18 protein-coding genes are annotated in these 20,868 nt (G+C 65.6%); 10 read left to right on the top strand and 8 right to left on the bottom strand.

What is annotated here, in order from left to right; all coding sequences use genetic code 11:
- The first annotated feature begins 16 nt into the window (after positions 1–16).
- A complete protein-coding gene (locus C8J44_RS01095; RefSeq protein ID WP_121903027.1) occupies positions 17–1,609 on the top strand; it encodes a glycosyltransferase family 39 protein in 1,593 nt (530 codons plus the stop codon).
- A 189-nt stretch (positions 1,610–1,798) separates the two neighbouring features.
- Positions 1,799–3,064 (top strand): MFS transporter, encoded by a 1,266-nt coding sequence (locus C8J44_RS01090; protein WP_259466650.1) that lies wholly within the window; start codon positions 1,799–1,801, stop codon positions 3,062–3,064.
- 17 nt (positions 3,065–3,081) lie between these two features.
- On the opposite strand, the gene C8J44_RS01085 is transcribed toward C8J44_RS01090, so the two are convergent.
- Genes C8J44_RS01085 through C8J44_RS01075 form a run of 3 tightly spaced genes read right to left on the bottom strand, consistent with a single transcriptional unit; the run spans position 3,082 to position 6,898 of the window.
- Complete coding sequence (locus tag C8J44_RS01085; protein WP_121903025.1) at positions 3,082–5,415, bottom strand: xanthine dehydrogenase family protein molybdopterin-binding subunit; 2,334 nt, start codon at positions 5,413–5,415, stop codon at positions 3,082–3,084.
- Entirely contained in the window at positions 5,412–6,395 is a 984-nt protein-coding gene (locus tag C8J44_RS01080) for a xanthine dehydrogenase family protein subunit M (RefSeq protein ID WP_121903024.1), read from the bottom strand. The genes C8J44_RS01085 and C8J44_RS01080 overlap by 4 nt, the downstream gene beginning before the upstream one ends.
- On the bottom strand, positions 6,392–6,898 hold the full coding sequence (locus C8J44_RS01075) for a 2Fe-2S iron-sulfur cluster-binding protein (RefSeq protein WP_056049467.1): 507 nt from the start codon (positions 6,896–6,898) through the stop codon (positions 6,392–6,394). Before C8J44_RS01075 ends, C8J44_RS01080 begins: the two co-directional genes overlap by 4 nt.
- 212 nt (positions 6,899–7,110) lie before the next feature.
- On the opposite strand from C8J44_RS01075, the gene C8J44_RS01070 reads away from it, so the two are divergent.
- Positions 7,111–7,473, top strand: a complete 363-nt coding sequence (locus tag C8J44_RS01070) for a hypothetical protein (RefSeq protein ID WP_121903023.1) — start codon at positions 7,111–7,113, stop codon at positions 7,471–7,473.
- A gap of 16 nt (positions 7,474–7,489) precedes the next feature.
- On the opposite strand, the gene poxB is transcribed toward C8J44_RS01070, so the two are convergent.
- Positions 7,490–9,238, bottom strand: coding sequence for a ubiquinone-dependent pyruvate dehydrogenase (gene poxB / locus C8J44_RS01065; RefSeq protein ID WP_121903022.1), 1,749 nt, complete (start codon positions 9,236–9,238; stop codon positions 7,490–7,492).
- A gap of 184 nt (positions 9,239–9,422) precedes the next feature.
- Here poxB and C8J44_RS01060 point away from each other — a divergent pair, with 184 nt between their 5' ends.
- The 5 genes from C8J44_RS01060 to C8J44_RS01040 all read left to right on the top strand — a co-directional run bounded on the left by C8J44_RS01060 (position 9,423) and on the right by C8J44_RS01040 (position 11,987).
- On the top strand, positions 9,423–9,764 hold the full coding sequence (locus C8J44_RS01060) for a hypothetical protein (protein ID WP_121903021.1): 342 nt from the start codon (positions 9,423–9,425) through the stop codon (positions 9,762–9,764).
- A gap of 3 nt (positions 9,765–9,767) precedes the next feature.
- Entirely contained in the window at positions 9,768–10,103 is a 336-nt protein-coding gene (locus C8J44_RS01055) for a hypothetical protein (protein WP_121903020.1), read from the top strand.
- Positions 10,104–10,387: 284 nt separating this feature from the next.
- A complete protein-coding gene (locus C8J44_RS01050) occupies positions 10,388–10,699 on the top strand; it encodes a hypothetical protein (protein ID WP_236698741.1) in 312 nt (103 codons plus the stop codon).
- Positions 10,700–11,056: 357 nt separating this feature from the next.
- Positions 11,057–11,608 (top strand): L,D-transpeptidase, encoded by a 552-nt coding sequence (locus tag C8J44_RS01045; protein WP_259466649.1) that lies wholly within the window; start codon positions 11,057–11,059, stop codon positions 11,606–11,608.
- Between the two features lie 34 nt (positions 11,609–11,642).
- Positions 11,643–11,987: a Rap1a/Tai family immunity protein gene (locus tag C8J44_RS01040; RefSeq protein ID WP_183128665.1), complete on the top strand. Its 345-nt coding sequence runs from the start codon at positions 11,643–11,645 to the stop codon at positions 11,985–11,987.
- Between the two features lie 5 nt (positions 11,988–11,992).
- Here the strand turns inward: C8J44_RS01040 and C8J44_RS01035 are convergent, their stop codons facing one another.
- Both C8J44_RS01035 and rsgA read right to left on the bottom strand, forming a co-directional pair.
- Positions 11,993–12,241, bottom strand: a complete 249-nt coding sequence (locus tag C8J44_RS01035; RefSeq protein ID WP_259466648.1) for a hypothetical protein — start codon at positions 12,239–12,241, stop codon at positions 11,993–11,995.
- Positions 12,242–12,296: 55 nt separating this feature from the next.
- Complete coding sequence (rsgA, locus tag C8J44_RS18095) at positions 12,297–13,292, bottom strand: ribosome small subunit-dependent GTPase A (protein ID WP_147453106.1); 996 nt, start codon at positions 13,290–13,292, stop codon at positions 12,297–12,299.
- Positions 13,293–13,517: 225 nt separating this feature from the next.
- Here rsgA and C8J44_RS01030 point away from each other — a divergent pair, with 225 nt between their 5' ends.
- Together C8J44_RS01030 and C8J44_RS01025 are read left to right on the top strand one after the other, a co-directional pair.
- The gene (locus C8J44_RS01030) at positions 13,518–16,340 is read left to right on the top strand and encodes a TonB-dependent receptor (protein ID WP_183128664.1); all 2,823 of its coding nucleotides are present in this window, start codon (positions 13,518–13,520) and stop codon (positions 16,338–16,340) included.
- A gap of 134 nt (positions 16,341–16,474) precedes the next feature.
- The gene (locus C8J44_RS01025) at positions 16,475–16,981 is read left to right on the top strand and encodes a hypothetical protein (protein ID WP_121903017.1); all 507 of its coding nucleotides are present in this window, start codon (positions 16,475–16,477) and stop codon (positions 16,979–16,981) included.
- Between the two features lie 45 nt (positions 16,982–17,026).
- Here the strand turns inward: C8J44_RS01025 and C8J44_RS01020 are convergent, their stop codons facing one another.
- Entirely contained in the window at positions 17,027–18,196 is a 1,170-nt protein-coding gene (locus tag C8J44_RS01020) for a CehA/McbA family metallohydrolase (RefSeq protein WP_121903016.1), read from the bottom strand.
- Positions 18,197–18,214: 18 nt separating this feature from the next.
- Positions 18,215–20,719, bottom strand: coding sequence for a TonB-dependent receptor (locus C8J44_RS01015; RefSeq protein ID WP_183128663.1), 2,505 nt, complete (start codon positions 20,717–20,719; stop codon positions 18,215–18,217).
- Positions 20,720–20,868: the final 149 nt, after the last annotated feature.

The raw sequence follows: 20,868 nt of genomic DNA, 5'->3' as shown, positions 1-20,868 counted from the left end.
CGGCTAGTTTTGCGCGATGACCAACCGGGGGGCAGTCACGCGAACGATCGCACTCGCGCCACTGCTCGGGCTGGCGGCGCTAACGCTCGCCGCTTTCACGGGCGGGCTCTCGGCGAGCTTCATCGATCCGGACGAGTCCTCGCATTACATCAACACGCTGTTTATCGGCGACTGGCTGCGCGCCGGGTTACCCTCGCCGATGACGTTCGCGCAGGATTTCTACGCGCACTTTCCAAAGCTCTCGATCGGCCACTGGCCCCCCGGCTGGTACGCGCTGCTCGCGCCGCTGTTCGCGATCCTGCGCCCCTCGCCTTTCGCCGCCGCGATCCTCAGCGCGTTCATCGCCGGGCTGCCGGCGTCGCTCGTGGGCTGGGGCCTGTTCCGCGCCGGCGCCCCCCGCCTGGCGATTGCCGCCGCATTCGTCGTGCTGCTCCTGCCGCTGGAGGTCGAGAGCGCGCGCTATTTCCTGCTCGACCAGCCAGTTACTTTGGTCGTCGGACTCGCCGGCATCGCCTGGCTGGCCGCGGCCGAAACCCCGTCATGGTGGCGCTTCGCGCTGTTCTCCGCGCTCGCGGTGTTCGCGACGCTGGTGAAGGGCAACGGCCTGCTCATCGTCCTCGTCCCCGCGATCGACATCGTCCTGTCGGGCCGTTGGCACCTGCTGCGCGACCGCAAGCTGTGGGTTGCCGGATCGGTGACCGGCGTGCTGATCCTGCCATGGTATCTGATCTCGTTCAGGATTTCGGCGGGGGGCTTCAACTATGCGCCGGGTCTCGCCTACGCCTGGGACTCGCTCGTCACCAATCTTCAGGCGGTGCGTGCTAATATCGGCTGGAGCGGGATACTCCTCCTGCTGATCGGAACGATCTGGGGGTGGCGCGACGGCCGCGCAGGGCCGGTCGTCAGGCTGTCGGTCGCGATGATCCTCGCCACCTTGATCTTCCAGGCCGCCATCCCGGTCGCGTTGGTCGACCGCTACGTCCTGCCGTTGCTGCCATGGTGCGCCATCCTCGTCGCGCTCGGCGTTCTAACGCTGTGGCGCCTCGGCGCGGTCTACCGTGCGGCGGCGGTCGCGTGCACAGTCGGCGCGCTCGTGGTCCCCGCGGTCGCGCTGGCCCAGTTGACCGCCAAGCCCGATCTCGGCGCGCCATCGATCGCGCGAACCATGGTCGACACGCCCGGTCTCTGGTTAGTCGACGGTCGCGCCGGCGGCGAAGGCGCGGTGATCGCTGCGGCCGCCTATGCCGATCGTGGCCGACGGCAGATCTGGGTGGCCAGGGCCTCGCAGTGGCTGTCGACCAGCGACTTCATGGGCCGCGGCTATGTCCTGACCGCGCGAACCCCACGCGAGGCAGCGGCCACACTGGACCGCCTCGGGATTCGCGGCGTAGTCGTCGTCGGCGAACGACGGCGGCTGGCCTACCCACACAGCATCGTCCTGGCACAGGCGGTCGAGACGCCTGGGTATCTCCAGCGCCGAGCCCGGTTCGCGATCGGTCCCGGTGTGACCCTGGTCGCGGTTCGCGCGGCTCCGATTACCCCCCGCCCGGACCTGCTCGCAACCGGTAGCGGCTCGCACAATTTCGCGGCGATGACCGGCACGCAATAATCGGTCCCGGTGCGCCCCGAAAGCGACGGCGCCGTTCAGTTTCAGTTTAGGTCATGAGATCATTACCTAAATTACACGCTCGATATTATACCATCGTCGAAACTTTCTAGGCGTCGGCCGATTTAACGATCCGACGACGGCCGGTTCGCGGAAATGTCGGGCGCTCGACAACAGGTTTCAGGAACTCTCATGGTTATGACGGATGCGCCTTCCGCAACGGACACGCGGGACGAACAAGGCGGCACATCCGTCCCGACCAGGACGCTCGATGCGCTGAACTTCTTCCTGGCCGACGTGCGCGATGGGCTTGGACCGTATCTCGCCATCTATCTACTCGCCGTTCGGGGGCCGGCACATGGCTGGAACGAGGCGACCGTCGGCGCAGTCCTCACGATCGCCGGGATCGTCGGTCTGATCTCTCAGACGCCCGCGGGCAGCCTGATCGACCGCGCCAGGAACAAGCCACGGATCGTCATGATCGCCGCGTTGCTCGTGACGCTCAGCAGCATATCTCTACCGATCGTGACCGGCTTCACCGTCGTCGCCGTCACCCAGTCGGTCGCCGCGGTCGCTGGCGCAGTGTTCGCACCCGCAATCTCGGCGATCACGCTCGGGCTGGTCGGACCCAAGCTCTTCGCCAAGCGCGTCGGGCGGAACGAAGCCTTCAATCACGCGGGCAACGCGGTATCCGCCGCTCTGGCGGGCGTGCTGGCGTGGAAGTTCGGCCCGGTCGTCGTGTTCTGGCTGATGGGTGGCCTGACCGTCGCGAGCATCGTCACCGCGTCGCGGATCGACAACGGCGCGATAGACAACGCCGTCGCGCGGGGTCTCGACTGCGAACCGGACGACGATTGCGAGGAACCGAGCGGCTGGAAGGCGCTGATCGAGAACAAGCCGCTGATGATCTTCGCGGTGACCGCATTCCTGTTCCATCTCGCCAATGCCGCGATGCTGACATCGGTCAGTCAGCTTCTTTCCCGCACGGTCGGCAAGGACCAGGCGACATCGCTTACCGCCGCCTGCATAGTCGCCGCGCAGTTGGTGATGGTGCCGGTCGCGATCGTCGTCGGTCGCACCACCGAAAAATGGGGCACCAAGCCGCTCTTCCTCGTCGCCTTCGCATTCCTCGCCGCACGCGGGGCTTTGTACACCGTCTCGAACGACCCGTGGTGGCTGGTCGGGGTCCAGGCGCTCGACGGCATCGGCGCGGGCATCTTCGGCGCCCTGTTCCCGGTGGTGATCGCCGACCTGACCAAGGGCACCGGGCGCTTCAACGTCAGCCAGGGTGCGGTCGCGAGCGCACAAGGCCTCGGCGCGGCGCTGTCGGCAACGCTCGCGGGCACGATCATCGTCGGCGCCGGCTACACCGCCGGCTTCCTGACGCTGGCGGTCGTCGCCGGACTGGGCCTCGCGCTCTATTTCTTCGCGATGCCGGAGACCAGACACCGGCATTGAGTTCAGGCCGCGTCGCTTCAGACCAGCAACTTATCCAACGTGATCGGCAGATCGCGGACCCGCGTTCCGGTCGCGTTATAGATCGCGTTCGCGACCGCAGCGGCTACCCCGGTGATACCGATCTCGCCGATCCCGTGCGCACCCATCGGCGTGTGCGGGTCGGCGATGTCGGTCCAGATCACTTCGATCTCGGGCACGTCGAGATGCACCGGCATGTGATATTCGGCGAGACTGGGATTCATGATCCGGCCGTTGCGCTCGTCGAAATCGGTCTCCTCCATCAGCGCTAGGCCAAGGCCCATGATCATGCCGCCGCGGAACTGGCTGCGCGCGGTCTTCGGATTGAGGATTCGGCCGCAATCGAACGACCCTAGGAAGCGAGTGACGCGCACCTCCCCCGTCACCGCGTTGACACGGACCTCGCAGAAAATCGCGCTGTGCGAGTGCATCGACCAGTGCATCTGTTCGAGCGGCGGCGATCCTTCGGCCGAGACGGTCACCGCATCGCGCTGCGCCCGGCCGAGGATCGAGGCGTAGGACTCGCGCCGCGCCGGATCGTCGAGTTTGGCAAGACCGCCATCCTCACTGCCGACCTCGTCCGGCGACAGCCCGGCAAGCGGTGAGTCGTTGCCGGCGAGTTTCAACAACTCCGCCACCAGCGCGTTATGCGCAGCGATCACCGCGCCGCCGATCGCGGCCGTCTGCTGCGATCCGCCCGCGAGGATCGATCCGGGAATGATCGAATCGCCATAGCGAACCTCGACCGCATCGAGCGGCAGCCCGAGCCGTTCCGCGGCAACCATCGTCGTGGTCGTCGACGTCCCCATCCCCATTTCGTGCGCAGCGACTTCGACCAGCGCCTTGCCCGCGTGGTCGAGCGTGATCCGCGCCGCCGCACCCGGCATCCGGTAATAGGGATAGGTCCCGGTTGCGCAGCCCATCCCGATCAGCCATTCGCCCTCGCGTCGCGCGCCGGGTAGTGCACGGTCGGCCCAGCCGAACGCATCCGCCCCAGCACGCCACGCCTCGACGATGTGCCGCGACGAGAACGGCAGGCCCGACGTCGGATCCACCTCCGGCTCGTTGCGGAGGCGCAGGTCGATCGGGTCGATGCCGAGCTCGACCGCGAGTTCGTCGATCGCCGATTCCAGCGCGAACGTCCCGACCGACTCGCCGGGCGCGCGCATGAACGTGTTGGCGAGCATGTCGATCTTCACGACGTCGACCGACAGCTTGATGCTATCCGCGGCATAGCCCGCGCGCGTACCGAGGATGAACGGTTCGGGCATGTGGTTGTGCGGCGTATCCGCGGTGGTCCCGGCGTGGATCAGCGCCTGGAAATGGCCATCCGCATCCGCACCGATCGCGACGCGCTGCTCGGTCAGCGTCCGTCCGCCGACCCCGCGGTAGACGCCCTCTCGGGTCAGCGCGATCCGGACCGGACGCCCGACCAGCCTGGCCGCCGCGGCGCCGAGGATCTGGTGATCCCACAGGCACTTGCCGCCAAATCCCCCGCCGACATACGGCGAGGTCACGCGGACCTGCTCGGCCTTCAGGTCGAACACGTCGGCGATCGTCGCCGCCGCCATCGTCACCAGCTGGCTGGCGTCGTGGATGATCAGATCGTCCCCCACCCAGGCGATCGTCGCAGCGTGGGGCTCGATCGCGTTGTGGTTGTGGCGCGGCGTCCGATAGACCTGGTCGACCTTGTGCGCGGCCGCTCCGAGCATGGCGTCGGCATCGCCGATTGTGTTCGACAGCGGTTGGCCCATGAAGGTTGCCGGCTCGGCGCCCTTGGCCTTCGCCGCCGCAAACGACGTGATCGATGGCTCTCCGGCAAAGGTCGCGACGATCAGCGATGCGGCGTAGTCCGCCTGTTCCTGCGTTTCGGCCAGGACCACCGCGATCGGCTGCCCGTTCCAGGCGACGCGATCGTCCTGCATGATCGGCAGGTCGGCCGGCGCCGCCGCGGTCGGCCCAGACCCGAACACCGCGGGCTGGTTCATCCGGGGCGCATTGCGATACGTCATCACCGCAACGACGCCGGTCGCAGCCTCCGCGGCCGCCACGTCGAGCGTCGCGATGCGCCCGCGCGGGATCGTCGCGAACGCCAGCGCGGCGTAAACCATGTCGTCGAGCGCGAATTCGGCCGCGAACCGCGCCGCCCCCTTCACCTTCAACGGACCATCCAGTCGCGACACCGATGTACCGATCAGGCCGTGCTGACGCGCGATCAGCGGATCGGGAACGCCGCCGGGAACCCAGCTGTCCGGCGCGAGCGGGACCAATTTGCCGACCGCACCCTGCACCAGACCCTGCGCGGTCTGCTTGACGGTATCGACGATGCTCATGCGGATACTCCCAGGTCACCAAGGACGGCGACGATCGTCCGTTTCGCGAGTTCGATCTTGAAGCCGTTGTCGCGGAGCGGCCTGGCGTCGGCGAGTTCGGCGATCGCGGCTGCACGAAACGCCGCCTCGGTCGCCGGGCCACCACGCAGCAGCGCCTCCGCCTTGGTCGCGCGCCACGGCTTGTGCGCCACGCCGCCGAGCGCGATACGCACGTCCCTCACCTCACCGTCAACGACGTCGAGCGCCGCCGCAACCGAGATCAGCGCAAAGGCATAGCTCGCCCGATCGCGAACCTTGCGGTAGGTCGAGGTCGCCGCGAACGGCATCGCGGGCAGTTCGATCGCGGTGATTAGGTCGCCCGCCGCCAGCACCGTGTCGAGATCGGGACGATCGCCCGGCAGGCGGTGCAGTTCGCCGAACGGAAGCGTCCGCGCGCCGTCGCGGCCCTCGACATGGACGACCGCATCGAGCGCCGCGAGCGCGACGCACAGGTCGGACGGATGGGTCGCGACGCAGGCCTCCGACGCGCCGAGGATCGCGTGAATCCGCGTGAAGCCGCCGGCCGCATCGCAGCCCTCGCCGGGAGTCCGCTTGTTGCATCGCGAACCGTCGGTGTCGTAGAAATAGGTGCAGCGGGTGCGCTGGAGCAGGTTGCCGCCGACCGTCGCCATGTTGCGGATCTGCGCCGACGCCCCCGCAAGGATCGCGCGCGACAGCACCGGATAGCGCGCACGTACGCCAGCATGCTCGGCGAGCGCGGTATTGCGCACCGCCGCCCCTATCAGCAGCCCACCATCCGCCGTCTCGGTGATCGTGTCGGACAGCCCGGTGACGTCGACGAGCGTGTCGGGCCTGGCAACCGTCTCGCGCATCAGGTCGACCAGATTGGTCCCGCCGCCAAGATAGGCGGCCGCGTCCGCATGGCCGAGACGGAGCGCTTCGGCGGTATCGCCGGCCCGCGCATAGGCGAAGGGGGTCATGCCGCCATCTCCGCCGCGACGGTTTCGCGGATCGCGTCGATGATGCCGTTATGCGCGCCGCATCGGCACAGATTTCCGCTCATTCGCTCCTGCAATTCCTCGCGCGTCAGCTGCACATCCGCGGTGAGATCGGCGCTGACGTTACTCGGTACGCCGCGCTTCGCTTCCGCCGCCATGCCGATTGCCGAGCAGATCTGGCCTGGCGTGCAATAGCCGCACTGGAAGCCGTCATGGTCGATGAACGCCTGTTGCAACGGGTGCAGCGCATTCCCGTCCGACAGTCCCTCGATCGTCGTGACCCGACGCCCGTCATACTGGACCGCCAATGCGAGGCACGACAGGATACGCTCGCCGTCGACCAGCACCGTGCACGCGCCGCATGCGCCCTGGTTGCAGCCCTTCTTCGTACCGGAAAGGTGCAGTCCCTCGCGCAACAGATCGAGCAGCGAGACGCGGGGATCGTCGGGCAAAGCGACCGCCGATCCATTGACGAGTATCGGCATCGCACTCTCCTACCTGCAACCCATGCGCACGCTTCGAACGCGGCCAGGTCAATTCCATACCGAGCGGTATAGGCGGGTTTCGTACGATCCACCAGCGTCTTGGCACGCAATGTACGGCGCTATCTTACAAAGCGCGTCGCACGCGGTATTGCAGCCCGCACGTAAGAAGAGACCGGCGGTCCCGCGAGCGGCACCGCAATCAGGAACGAGCAATGGCAGACACGAATCCGACCGACTGGAACGCGGCACAGGTGCGCAAATGGCTCGACGCCCGGATCGCCGCCGCGCGGTCGGATCAGGTCGTCGCGGAACGTGGCGGCTATGGCCAGCAGGACGACTGCGACAAGGCAACCGCCGAGGAGATGGTCTGCACACTGATGCAGGCCAAGGACTCGGCGGTCGATCAGAAGCGCTTCGCCGCCGACCTCAAGGCGCTGCTCGACCGTGACCAGTTCATCTGGCGTGGCGTATATGACGACACGCGGTTCGACCGCCACGTCCGGTCCTACGTCCGCAAGCTCGCCAAGATGGCCAAGACGAACAGCGGCTTCGACCGGACCGCGCGTTACCAGTGACGCGCGTCCCGTCCTATCAGAACAGGCGCTTCAGCAGACCGACGTTGGTCTTGCCGAGCTCGACGACCGAGTCGCCGCGACCGCTGATGATCGCCTTGGCCATGTAGAGCGTGAAGCCCTTCATCTGCTCGAGCGTGATCTTGGGCGGCATCGACAATTCGGTGCGCGCCGTCACCGCATCGAGCAACGCGGGTCCCGGATGCGCCAGGACGTCGCGGACGCCGGCCGCCACCTCGCCCGGATCGGTGATTCGCACGCCGTGGATTCCGATCGCCCGCGCCATCGCCGCGAAATCCGGATTGTCGAGCGCGACGCCGGTTTCGACCAGCCCGGCCGCCTTCATCTCCATCTCGACGAAGCCCAGCGTGCCGTTGTTGAAGACGATGATCTTCACCGGCAGCCCGAGCTGTCGGACGGTGAGCAACTCACCCATCAGCATCGCCAGGCCGCCATCGCCCGACAGCGTGACGACCTGGCGATCCGGGAAGCTGGTCTGCACGCCGATCGCCTGCGGCAACGCATTGGCCATCGATCCGTGGTTGAACGACCCGATCAGCCCGCGCCGCCCGTTCATCTTCAGATAGCGCGCCGCCCAGATCGTCGGCGTGCCGACATCGCAGGCGAACACCGCATCGTCCGCCGCGACCGCGCTGACGACGCGGGCGACGTGTTGGGGATGGATCACTCCGCTGCCGGGCGTACCGTCGGCGAGTTCGTCGAGCCCCTTGCGCGCCTCGGCATAATTGTCGCACGCGGATTTCAGGAACGCGCCGTCGGGGGCGCCCGTCAGATGCGGCATCAGCGCCGCGAGCGTCGCGCCGACATCGCCGACCAGCCCGATATCGATCGCGGTTCGCCGTCCCAGATTTTCGGGAAGCAGGTCGACCTGCGCGACCTTGGCGTCGACCGGATAGAATTGGCGATAGGGAAAGTCGGTGCCGAGCATCAGCAGCACGTCGCAGCCCATCATCGCATCGTAGCCGCTCGAAAAGCCGATCAACCCGGTCATGCCGACATCATAGGGGTTGTCGTATTCGACGAACTCCTTGCCGCCGAGCGCGTGGACGATCGGCGCCTGGAGCCGCTCGGCGACTTTAAGCAGTTCGGCGTGCGCGGTGCGACACCCGCGGCCGGCGAGGATCGTCACCTTGCCGGCGCCGTTCAGGAGCGTGGCCAGTTTGGCGATATCGGCGTCCGCGGGCACCGTCGTCGCGCGCGGCGGCAACAATGCGCCCGCCGACCGGGCCAACGTGCCGGTGGTGGAGCGCAACGCGACATCGCCCGGCATCGCAACGACCGAGACACCGCGATGGCCGACCGCCGCGCGGATCGCGGTTTCCAGCGTTCGTGGCATCTGGTCGGCGTCGGAGATCGTCTCGCAATACACGCTGCATTCGCGGAAGAGCGCCTCGGGACGCGTCTCCTGGAAATAGTTCGAGCCGATCTCGCCGCTCGGGATCTGCGCGGCGATCGCCAGCACCGGGACGCGGGTCCGGTTGCAGTCGTACAGGCCGTTGATCAGATGCATGTTGCCGGGGCCGCACGACCCGGCGCAGACCGCGAGCCGACCAGTCAATTGCGCCTCGGCACCCGCGGCGAACGCGGCTGCCTCCTCGTTGCGCATATGGATCCACTCGATCTTGCCCTGGCGCCGCAAGCTGTCGGTCAGCCCGTTCAGGCTGTCGCCGACCACGCCGTAGATGCGCTCGACCCCGGCCAGATGCAGCGTTTCGGCGAACAGGTCGGCGATGACGGTCTTCGGCATGTAACGGCTCCAGGCAAATTGAATGATCGCTGTCGATCGAACGACGGACAGGGCGCAAACGCGTTTCGCGTCGGTAGGGATGCAGCGCGCGCAATCTTTCACCCCAATCCTGCTTGCGCGACACGGACGGAACGGCTTTGAGTCACACCGTCGGAAGCGCCCGTCGAGACAGTTCAGGTACACCATGGCCCGCAAGCATTCGAAACACATGCCCTATGAAGACCCGCAGGCAGCGGAGGAGCAGGACGTTCCGCCGGCGGTGCCATGCTGGTTGTGCGGCCGTCCGACCGGGACGACGATCGTCTGGCATCACCCGGTGCCGAAAAGCCGCGGTGGACGCGATGTCGTGCCGATGCATCCGGTCTGCCAGCAGACGCTGACCACCAATTTCACCAATTCGGAACTGCAGCGCGCCGGGATGGATGTCGACAGCCTGCTCGCCAATCCGACTATCCGTAAGTTCGTCGACTGGGTGGCGAAGAAGGATCCCGATTTCACCGCGTCGCCAGCCAAGAAGACCCGCTGAGGCGTGCCCGCGGACGTTCATCCGGTAACCCCGGACGGCCGCTACTTCGTCGTCCGCGGCAGGCTATGGCGTCGCGCCGATCCCTCGCTGTCCGAGGACCGCCGTACCGCGCTGGTCGCCGAGCTGATGCAGGCCAGACGCGCAGTGGGGGTCGCGTTGCGCAAGGCCGACAAGGCGGCATTGGCAGAGGCGCGGGCGGGCGTCGATCGTGCGAAGGTCGCGCTCGGCGAACGCGGGCCGGTCTGGTGGGATGACGGCAAGCCCGACCTAAACCGCCGCATGGTCGCCAACACGCCCTATGCGCGGTGGTTCGAAAACGGCGCAAACGATCAGGGGTGAACGCCCCGACACGGGCCGGAGGCCGCGGATGGACGCCGTGACGATGCACGCTCTACGACCGCGGCGCCGGAAAAACGGTTCGGTGCCAATGACATACAGCCCGGCGAAGTATTCGCGCGAACGACGCCGGAACCGCAAAACCGCTGCCGAAGGCGCCCCGTTTTGCGCAAAATCGCTGCTTCGATTGGACCCGTAACGGACACATTTCAGCCAAAACGAATTGCCAAACGGATCGGGCCGGGACCTTGGTCGCCGGGAAATACCACTACAGATGAGGTGAGGGAATGAATTCTAACTTTGCAAAGCGTTCGGCAGTTGCGATGATCCTGCTCGGTTCGGTCAGCCTCGGCGGCTGCGCGACCAAGGGCTATGTCAACGATCAGATCGCCACCGTGAACACCCGCATCGACGGCATCGACGGACGTCTGCGCACGGTCGAGGGCGTATCCGGCCAGGCGCTGACCCAGGCACAGGCTGCAGCCGGCCAGGCACAGCAGAACGGTCAGCGGATCGACCAGCTCAACGGCCGCGTCGATGGCGTCGACCAGCAGATGCAGCAGCTCCAGAAGCAGCGCGCGCGCAAGCCGCGCGGCTGATCGCCGAACACCTAAATGCCGGGTAACCGGCACTTGTAACGGAAAACGGCTCTGCTAAATCGTCGAATGATCAATCTTCGAACGATGGCGTTAGAGCCGTTTTCTTTTGCGTTTCGGGTCGCCGCATTGGTGTCGCTTGCGGCGGCACCTTGCCTCGCGAATGCCCAGACCGCCGACGCCAGCACTCGACCTGCCAAGAGAGCTGCGAACGCGAAAACCGGGCCCGCCAAGCGCCCGTCGGTAAAAGGCGCGTCTGGAAAGGGCGCATCTGCAAAACGCCCACCTTCAAAACGGAAGGTCGCGAGCGTTGCTCCCCCGGTGCCCGCTCCCATTCCGACAGAATCCGCATCTCGGGTGATGGCGTGGGTCAAGGCGGCGCAGGACAACGCCACCCTCCCCTATATCGTCATCGATAAGCCGGCCGCTTTGCTCTATCTGTTCAAGGCAGACGGCACGTTGCTCGGACAGACGCCCGTGCTGCTCGGCATCGGCATCGGCGACGATTCGACCCCGGGGGTCGGGGCCAAGAAGCTCGAAGACATCGGCCCCGCCGAACGCACGACGCCCGCTGGTCGGTATGTCGCCAAGTTCGGTCGCGCGTTCGGCCATGAGCGCGTGCTCTGGGTGGACTACGCCAATTCCGTCGCGATCCACGCGGTCATCACGACGAACAAGAAGGAGAAGCGCGTCCAGCGGCTCCTATCGCCGTCGCCCGACGACAACCGGATCTCGTTCGGCTGCGTCAACGTCGGCACGCCCTTCTACACGCGCAAGCTCAGCCCGCTGTTCAAGAAGGCGGGCGGCGTGGTCTACATCCTGCCGGACACGAAGACGCTGGACGAGGTATTCCCGCGCCTCCGCCTGCTGCCGTATCTCGACGGCGCGACGCAGAGCGAGCCCGCTGCATGACCGTTACACCCGCTCGACCGAAGAGAAGAACCGCATGATCCTGATGATGATTGCCGCACTCGCCGCGTCGAAGGCGCCCGTCGTGGTCAGTTCGCTGACGACCGAGCAGCTGGTCAGCGACTGTCGCGGCAAGGATACCGATCCTGCCGCCACCTTCTGCACCGGCTATATCATCGGTGCGTTCGACACGCTGTCGCAGGCGCGCCAGATCTGTCCGAAACCCGCGAGCGCCTCGACGCTGGATACCGTCGCGTCGGTCCGGCGATACCTGCGGATGCACGACGAGCAATGGACCGATGCGCCATCCTTCGTCGTGCGCAACGCGTTACGCGCGAAATTTTCGTGCGGAAGCACCCCGGTCAAGCGGAAGCGCAAGTAAGCCTGTCAGGCGGACTGATCGTCCGGCGCTTCGTAGATATCCGGAAAACTGTAAGCGGACGGCGGATCGTCGAAGGTGCCGCGTGCGAACACCACGACGTCGCCAGCCGCCACGTCCAGCTTGGCCCAGCTGTCCCAGCCGACATGGATGAAGTCCGGCGGCCCGAAGATACGGATCGCGCGGAGATATTCATCTCCCCGAAACCCCACGAAATGCAGCGCGGGACCGGACCGAGGGTTGGTATCGTTGGTCACGGCATCGGCGTAGCGGTAGAGACCGGAACACGCCTAACCTTGGCATGACGCACGCTTAGGACCGCCGCCGACCGCCGGTCGACACCGGTCCCTTTTCCTCCGCCGCGAGCCTGCGCCAGCGGTCGAACCGCTCCGGGGTCAGCGTCCCCGCAGCGATCGCCGCCTGGATCGCGCAACCCGGTTCGACGCGGTGCGAACAGTCCGAGAAGCGGCAATCTTGCGCAACCAGCGTGAAATCGTCGAAGACCTCGGCGATGCCCGAGGCCGCCTCGGACAGTTGCAGCTCGCGCATCCCCGGCAAATCGAGCAGCCACCCGCCCTGTTCGAGCCGATGCATCTCGCGCACCGTCGTGGTGTGGCGACCGGTGCCGTCGATGGCGCGGATCGCCTGCGTCGCGATGCTGTCGGAGCCGCGCAACGTATTGACGAGCGTCGACTTGCCGACGCCCGACGATCCGAGAAACGCCACGGTCTTGCCCGGACCGCACCACGCCGCGAGACGCGCGACGTCGGCCGGGTCGCGGCCATTGACCGTCTCGACCAGCAGACCCGGTTCGATCGCGCGCGCCGCCGCTGCGAACGTCTCCGGCGTATCGGTCAGGTCGGACTTGGTCAGCACCACGACCGGCTGCACGCCGACCTCGCGCGCCAGCACCAGATACCGCTCCAGCCGCGCGACGCTGAAATCCTGGTTGCACGACGCGACGATGAAGACCGTATCGACGTTCGCGGCGATCATCTGGTCCTTGCGCGGATCGGCCGGCGAGCGTCGCTTGAACAGGTTGATCCGGTGCAGCACGCGGATCGGATGCCCCATCGCGTCGTCGAACAGCAGCCAGTCGCCGACGGTCGGGTGGTCGTCGGTCGGCTGCGCGCCGGGGATATAAGGCGAGACGAAGTCGCGCGATCCCTCGCCCGCGACCGCGATCTTGCCGCGATGGACCGCCATCACGCGGACCGGATGGCAGTGCTGTGCCTCCTCGTCCGAAATCTGATCGTTGAAATGTGCGGTCCAGCCAAGGTCTGCCAAGGTGTCGGTCGTGGGTGTCATCGGGTCACTATAACCGCTTTCGATCGACCGGCATCGGATATTGCAGTGTTCGATCAGCGGCGGATAGGCGCGGCTGATCGTCGTCGCGCAACCGCTCGTTCCGTAGCGTCAAAAGAAACAGATCACATACAATTATACGATCCTGTCATAAAACGGTATCAAATCGGTCCTAGCTGCCCGGCCAACGGACGTGTCAGTCCGCCCAACCATCCCAGGGGGGAAACCATGAACACGACACTCCCGATGCCGGTACGCCGGCAGCGATCGCGCGCGCTTGCCCTTTTGACCCATGTCGCCGGCGGGGCTCTGGCCGCCGCGATCGTCGTCGTCCCCGGCACGGCCGCGTTCGCGCAGACCAGCCCGGCCGCCACGACGACCGACGACACGCTGCCGAAGGAGACCGTCAGCGAGGCGATAACGGGCGACATCGTCGTCAACGGCCGCCGTCAGCAAACCGCGCTCGCCGAGGAGCATGACGCGGTCGGCGTCATCGACATCGTCACCACCGGCGACGTCGCGATCCATTCGCAGACCGGGATCGCGGATCTTGCCAAGCAGCTGCCCGGCATCTCGGTAAGCCGCGACCAGGGCCGCAACCAGAGCGCCACCGGCGAAGCGCAATATGTCTCGATCCGCGGGTTCGACACCGGTTACAACGCCTACACGCTCGACGGCCTGCGCCTGCCGCAGGTCGCCGGCAGCTCGCGCGCGATCTCGCTCAACCTGTTCTCGCCGTTCGCGGTCGGCGCGATCGCGGTCGACAAGACTCCCGGGGCGGCCAAGGATTCGGACTCGATCGCAGGCATCATCGACCTGCGGACGCCGACCGCGTTCGACTTCTCGACCGACTTCACGCGCGCCCGCGTGCTGGCGCAGGGCGCGCAGCTCGCGCTCGACCGCAAGCAGAAGGGTTTCGGCGGCGCGGTCGGCATAGACGCCGCGCGGCGTTTCGGCAGCGACCATCAGTTCGGCGTCTATGTCGCAGGCTATTACGAGGAGCGCGCCAACGCCGCCGAATCGACCGCGGTGCAGAACGACTACAAGACCACCGCCTTCGACGTCGGCACGCCCCGCGCCAACGGCGACGCGCTGTCCGCCGACGGCGTCCAGTGGAATTTCTACAACAACGAGATCAAGCGCTACGGCGCGACCGGCTCGCTCGACTATCACGGCGACCCGGTCGAACTGTTCGCGCGCGTCAACTACGCGACCTATCTCAATACCAACACGATGAACCAGACCGGGCTGCGCAACGAACTGACGCGCGGCCAGACCAACTCCAACCCGGTCCGCACCCTGACCGGCGGCGGCACGACGCAGGCGTACAACGCCGCGGGCGTCTACACCCCGCTCGGCATCAACCCGGCCAGCTATTTCCGCACCGAGGACGTCGAGCAGGAGCTGTTCTCCGCGCAGATCGGCGGCAAGGCTCATTGGAACGGCTTCACCGCCTCGCTCGAAGGCGCCTATGCCGACGGCCGCTTCGATCAGCCGCAGCGGATCGAGGCGGCGTTCCGCGGGATCGCCTATAACGGCGCGGCGAACAACACCGGCGCCGCGACGCAGGGTGTCGTCGTCGACCTGTCCAATCCCAAATCGCCGCGACCGGTGCTGTCGTCGGGGGCGAGCGCCTATGTCTCGTCACTCGACCGGCCGAGCCAGCTCTACATCCAGCAGGGCTACGACTATCTGTCGGAGGTCAAGAAGACCGTGAAGGGCAGCATCGGCTGGGACGGCACCGGCGTGTTGACCAACGTCGCGATCGGCGGGCTGTACGAGGATTCGGATCGCGACGGTCGCTCGCTCGCGCCCGACATCACGCGCTACCGCTTCCTGACGCCGCTCCAGAACGGGACCGTGCAGGGGCCGACGATCAACCAGTATAACGGCCATGTGCTGACCGACTTCCTCGATTATTATCCGTCGCGCGGGATCAAGGTCCTCGACCGCAGCCAGCTCGATTCCCAGGTCAGCCAGTATGTGAACCAGTCGCTAGTCTCACCGACGGTGATCAACCAGGGCCTGCTGAAGGGCAACGAGAAGCGCAAGGCGGCCTATGCGACGGCGACGCTGACGATCGGGACGCTGGAGGTGATGCCGGGGCTGCGGTATGAGGACAACAGCTTCCGGGCGCGGTATTTCTCGACCAACGCGAACGGCGTCGGCGGCAATTTCGTCGATGCCGGACGCGACTACGACCATCTCGACCCCAGCCTGCTGGCGGCGTGGAAGCCCGACGCGCGGTTCGTCGTGCGCGGCGCGGTGCGATCGAGCTATGCGCGTCCGGCCTTCGACCAGCTCGCCGGACCGACCCAGCGGAGCGAGGCCGATTCCAGCGGCAACATCACCGTCACCCGGCCCAACCCGAACCTGAAACCGGTCGAGGCGTGGAGCTACGACGCGGGCGTGGAATATTATGGCGGCGTCGGTCGCTATCTCCAGGTCGCGCTCTATTACAAGACGCTCAAGAACATCCTCGTGCCGACCGGCACGCGCTCGATCGGCGATACCGTCGGATCGGTGACGACGATCCAACCCGCCAACGGCCGCGACGGCAACGCACGCGGTATCGAGGCATCGGGCCGCTTCACGATCGGCGACATGCTGGCGTCGAAATTCCTCGGTAATTTCGGGGTCGGCGGCAACATCACGTACCAGCACACCGAAGCGAACTATCAGATCTCGGCGACCGACATCCGGAAATCGACCCTGCCGCAGGCGCCGAACCTGATCTACAATGCCGAGATCTTCTATGCCGCCGGCCAGTTCCGCACCAACCTGTCGTACAACTACACCGGTCGTTTCCTCGCGAGCGTGCAGGACAGCCAGCCCGACATCTACGTCCAGCCGATCGGCGAGATGAACTTCGGCCTCGCCTTCGCCGCCACCGAAAACCTCGAGATCGGCGTGGCGGCGCGCAACCTGCTCGACCAGCACACCTATTGGGCAACGGTCGGCAAGTCGGAACGCTACATCTCGAACGATCGCAACGGCGGCTACATGAATACCGGCCGCGTGTTCCAGTTCAGCCTGACGATGAAGATGTAAAAGCGGGATTACCGCCGGTCGCCCGTGAATGGTTACCGGCGGTGATCGACTGGCCACTGGCCGAGCCGTCGTGGTACATAGGTTAGAACAGTGTACCCAGACGCCAGGGAGCCTTGAAACCGATGCTATTGATCATGGCGGCACTGACGGTCGGACTTCTCGGACCGATGACAGCCGGCTCACCGCCTGTCACGACGACATTCGCATCGGCGGCGCGAACCTGCGACGTTCTACAGGCGGCCTATACCGCCACGACAAACTCGCGATCGACAGCGTATCCCCCGGATGTACAGGCTGATTCCCGCATCCTGTCCGTCCAGAGCTGGACGCCCGACTTCAAGGCTTCGCTCTCGCTGTCTTCGCAAGAATTCGAGGATATGGCGGGCAATGCGACGGCCTATGCGGTGCCCAGCTTCAAGCCTGCATGTGAATGGAAGGGGACGCGTGGCGCGGCAACCGACGAAGAGGGCCACGCCAGGTACGTGACATTCACGGCTCCGATTTTCGCAAAAACCGGACGTCTCGCGCTCGTCGAAGTGTCTTTTCGCGAACAGGGGTCCTTCGGATACGGGCTGATCTGCGTCGTGCGACAGCCCCAGGCGACGTGGTCGGCGACCTGCGTGCGGAGTTGGATCACCTGATCGCGGTCGCTTCGTCCCCGATCGGGTTGCGGCCGTCACCCCGCGCTAGAATTTCGGGTCGAAGTTAAAGAAGATCGGGTTCGACAGCGCGACCATGTTGCCGCTGAGCGCCATCGAATTGGGCACCTGCGGATAGGGCGTCTGCGGGCCTTCGACGGTGACGCGGTAATAGGTGCGACCGTGGAGCGGCGGCGTGTCGGTGAAGGTCGCCGATCCGGTCGCCGGATTGCTGGTGTAGGCGCCGAAATCCTCGCCGTCCTTGACCACCTTGATCTTGTACGCCGCGCCCTTGATGCCGCCACCGACGAGCTTGACCTGAAACGTCACCGGCTTGCCGGTTGACGCGGCGTTGTCGCCCATCATCATGTCCATCCGGCCGTCGCCATCGCGGTCGGCCATCAGCTCGACGCGCGGGTCGTCGGGGTTGGCGCTGACCGAAACCCGCCCGTTGCCGAGCGCATCGATCACGCCCTGCGCGGTGCGCGTCCTGGCGAAGACCCAGGTCGTCGGCGTGCCGACATAATTGGCGGTCGCCTGGATGCTGTTGGACACGGTTTGTGCAGCGGTATCGGGAATGCCGTGGTGCGAATCGCTGCCGCCTCGCCCGGTCAGCTTGCGACCCGATCGGAGCATGTCGTCCCAGATCATCATCGCGTTGAGGTTCGTCGGCCAGACCGCGGAGTTCCAGACTTCGATCGAGTCGACCATGTCGTAGGAGAAGCCGAAATGATCCTTGCCGCTCGGATGGTTGGCCGACAGATGGATACCGAGCGATTTCTTGACCGCGAGGATCTTCGCATCGCGCTGATCCTCGACGTCGAACAGGCGCTGGTGGTCGTACGGCTTGGCCGAAAAGACGTTGCCGTGGCCGCGCACCGTCGTCCACTCCGCGCCGTACAGCAGGATCACCGACTTCGACCTGAACTCGGGGTCTGACCAGGTGTTGTGCGCGACATCGCCGTGGACGTGATTGTCGTGGTCGGTGATCGCGAGATAATCGAACCCGGCGTTTTCGGCGAAGCGGATGATCTTCGCTTCGGGGTTGTTGCTCGAATCGGTGCTGTGCCGCGAGTGCAGATGGAGATCGCCCTTCAGCCACTGGCCCTCCGTCAGGCTGGCAACCGGCGGGATTTTCGGATCGGCTGCGACAGGTGCCGCCGCGTCTGCCGAGGAGGATACAAACAGGAGCGCGACGAGCGCGAGACGATCGAGCATGATGGGTATCCTTCCGGCTTAGAAGCGGTAGCTGACAGCGGCGCGGACGTTGCGCTGGTACAGCGAGCTGCCGATGAAGACCGCCTGCCCCGCTTCGCTGCTGTCGATCGTCCCCGCGCGGGGATTACCATTGGTCAGGCCGAGCGTGTTGGTGATGTTCTGCGCGATCAACTGGAGCTGGAGCTTGGGCGTGACGTTGACCTGCGCCTGCAGGTCGACGCTGACATAGGATGGCAGGCTGATCTTGTTGGCGACGTCGGTATAGAGCTGGCCGGAATAATTGACGTCGGCCTGGACACGGAGCGTGTCGCCGAACAGCGTCACGCCGGGGGTCACGCGAAAAATGTTCTCGGGGATGCCGTTCAGGCGGTGATGCGAATAGTCGGTGAGCACGCCCGCGCTGTTGGTGTAGACGAAATCGGAGAAGCGTGAGTCCTGGTAGGTCCAGGATCCGTGCAGGTCGAACCACGCTATCGGGCGGATCGTCGCCTCCAGCTCGACGCCCTTGGTGATCGTGTCGCCGTACACCGTGACCGGCGACAGCAGGCCGTTGGCAAGCGTGCGGAAATCGCTGATCTGGTAGCTGTTGTAGACCGTGCGGAAACCGGTCGCATAGAAATCGACCGGGCCGCGCGAGTATTTGATGCCGCCCTCCAGCATGTTGAGCGTCTGCACTACAGGCGTCGCGCCCGCATTGGTGATGAAGTTGGAGACCGCGGGCAGCCGGAACGTGTCGGTGTAGCGCACGAACGCGCCGACATAGGGGTGGAGCTGATAATTGGCGCCCGCCGTCCAGGCGAACCCGTCATATCTGCGCGAGAACGGCGTGAAGACGCCCGTGCCTGTCCCGACCGAGTCGTCGGCGAGCGTCGGGCTCTGGCCCAGATTGACCTGTTGCGCGCCCTCGACCGCACCGCTTGTCTTGATCCGTTCGTAACGGACGCCGCCGTCGAACCGCAGCTTCGGCGTGATCTGCCACTCGTCGCTCGCATACACCGCGACGTTGTCCGAAATGCCGTTGGCGTTGGCGAACTCGGCGCCGTAGCCGACGATGCCGCCTTCGGTCAGCGACGCGAGCTTGTTGCCGCTGGCGTCGAGCCGGTACACGTCGAGCAGGTCCGCATGGTTCTTGACGTCGGTCAGCACCGACGCGGTGTTTGCGCCATATCGCTCGTTCTCGCGCGCATAATAGAAACCGATGGCGAGATCGTGATGGCCGAGCAGGTCGAGCTTGCCGACGATGCGCGTGTCGTTGATGAACTCGCTCAGCGGCACCGTATGCGTCCGCGCGAGATCGACCAGCGCGAGCCCGTTGCCGTTCTGGTTGGCAATATCGAACGCATTGCCAGTGTCGCGGTAGAACATTCCGAGCGTCTGCCCCGCCGAGGCGTTGATCGTCTTGCCGTAATTCGCGTTCAGGAAGGTTTGCGCCGGCGATACATTGTACGGCGTGATACTGTTGCGCTGCGTGAAGCTGTCACGGTAGCGCGTGTTCTGCTGGATCTTGATCGTGTCGGTCAGCTTGTATTCGGCTTGCAGGCTGAGTTGGGTCAGGCGGACCGTGCTGCCGACCGCATTGTCGAATGCGATCGGTCCAGTAGGGGTCCGGAACGTCAGATGTTGCGTGTCCGGGCCGGCGATATTGTCCTTACGATTGTCGAGGCCGGGAACGCTGACGACGTCGCCGTCCGCGTTAGTGGTGTAGATGCCGCCACCCCAATAACCGACGCGCTCGTCGATCCGCTTGACGCCGAACGACACCGATCCGCGATCGAAATCGCGCGACAGCGTGGCGCGGATCTGGCCGCCCTGGTCTTGCCTGAACCCCGAATGATGCTGGCCGTCGGACAGCCGGTAATAGCCCCCGGTGAAGAAATGCCAGCCAGTGTTGCCGATCGGGCCACCGAGCCAGCCGTCGACGCGGTTCGAATTGTAGCTCGATCCTTCGTAGCGGATCAGCCCCTCGAGCGTATCGCCGCCGCGCCGCGAGATGAAGTTGATCGCCGCACCAGGGGCGTTCGAGTAGAAGATCGCCGATGGTCCGCCGCGCACGACCTCGATCCGCTCGACGGTCTGGTCGATCCGCAGCGACTGGTCGCCGTTGAGCCAGCCCAGCCCCGGATCGCCCTGGATCGGGATGCCGTCCTCGAGCAGCGCGACGGTCTGGAAGCCGTCGCTCGGGATACCGCGGACGCGGACGCCCGCACTGACCTCGCCCGAGGTCGGCGTGGTATAGAACCCCGGCACCTGCTTCAGCGCTTCGGCCACCCCGACCGGCGCGCGCAGTCGGAGATCGCGGTCGGAGATCGTCGAGATGGCGTAGCTCGTCTCGACCTTGCGCTGGCCTTCGGTACCGGCGCGGCCGGTAACGACGATGTCGTCGCCGTTCGTATCTCCGCCACCTTGGTCGGCTGCGGGAATTGTGGGTGTTGTCGCGGTCTGCGCAAAAGCGGGCTGTGCGACGAGCGCGCTACTAGAGAGCGCGGTGGCCAAGGCCACGCGCGACACGAAAATACGGGTCATCATCATTTCCCACCGAGCGAAAAGCTGGGCTGATCTATGATAGTCTTTGGTATCGTTTTTGTGACAAGGCGGTAGCAATACCAGATGCCGCCAACTGTCCGCCGCATCAGGAACTCGACTTGCGGCTCGCCACTTCGACGACGACCGCT

Origin of the sequence: Sphingomonas sp. PP-CE-3A-406 (assembly GCF_003688625.1) — a bacterium.
Taxonomy (GTDB): Bacteria; Pseudomonadota; Alphaproteobacteria; order Sphingomonadales; family Sphingomonadaceae; genus Sphingomonas.
Note: the sequence above shows the minus strand (reverse complement) of the source record. Positions and strands in the feature narration are given on the sequence as shown.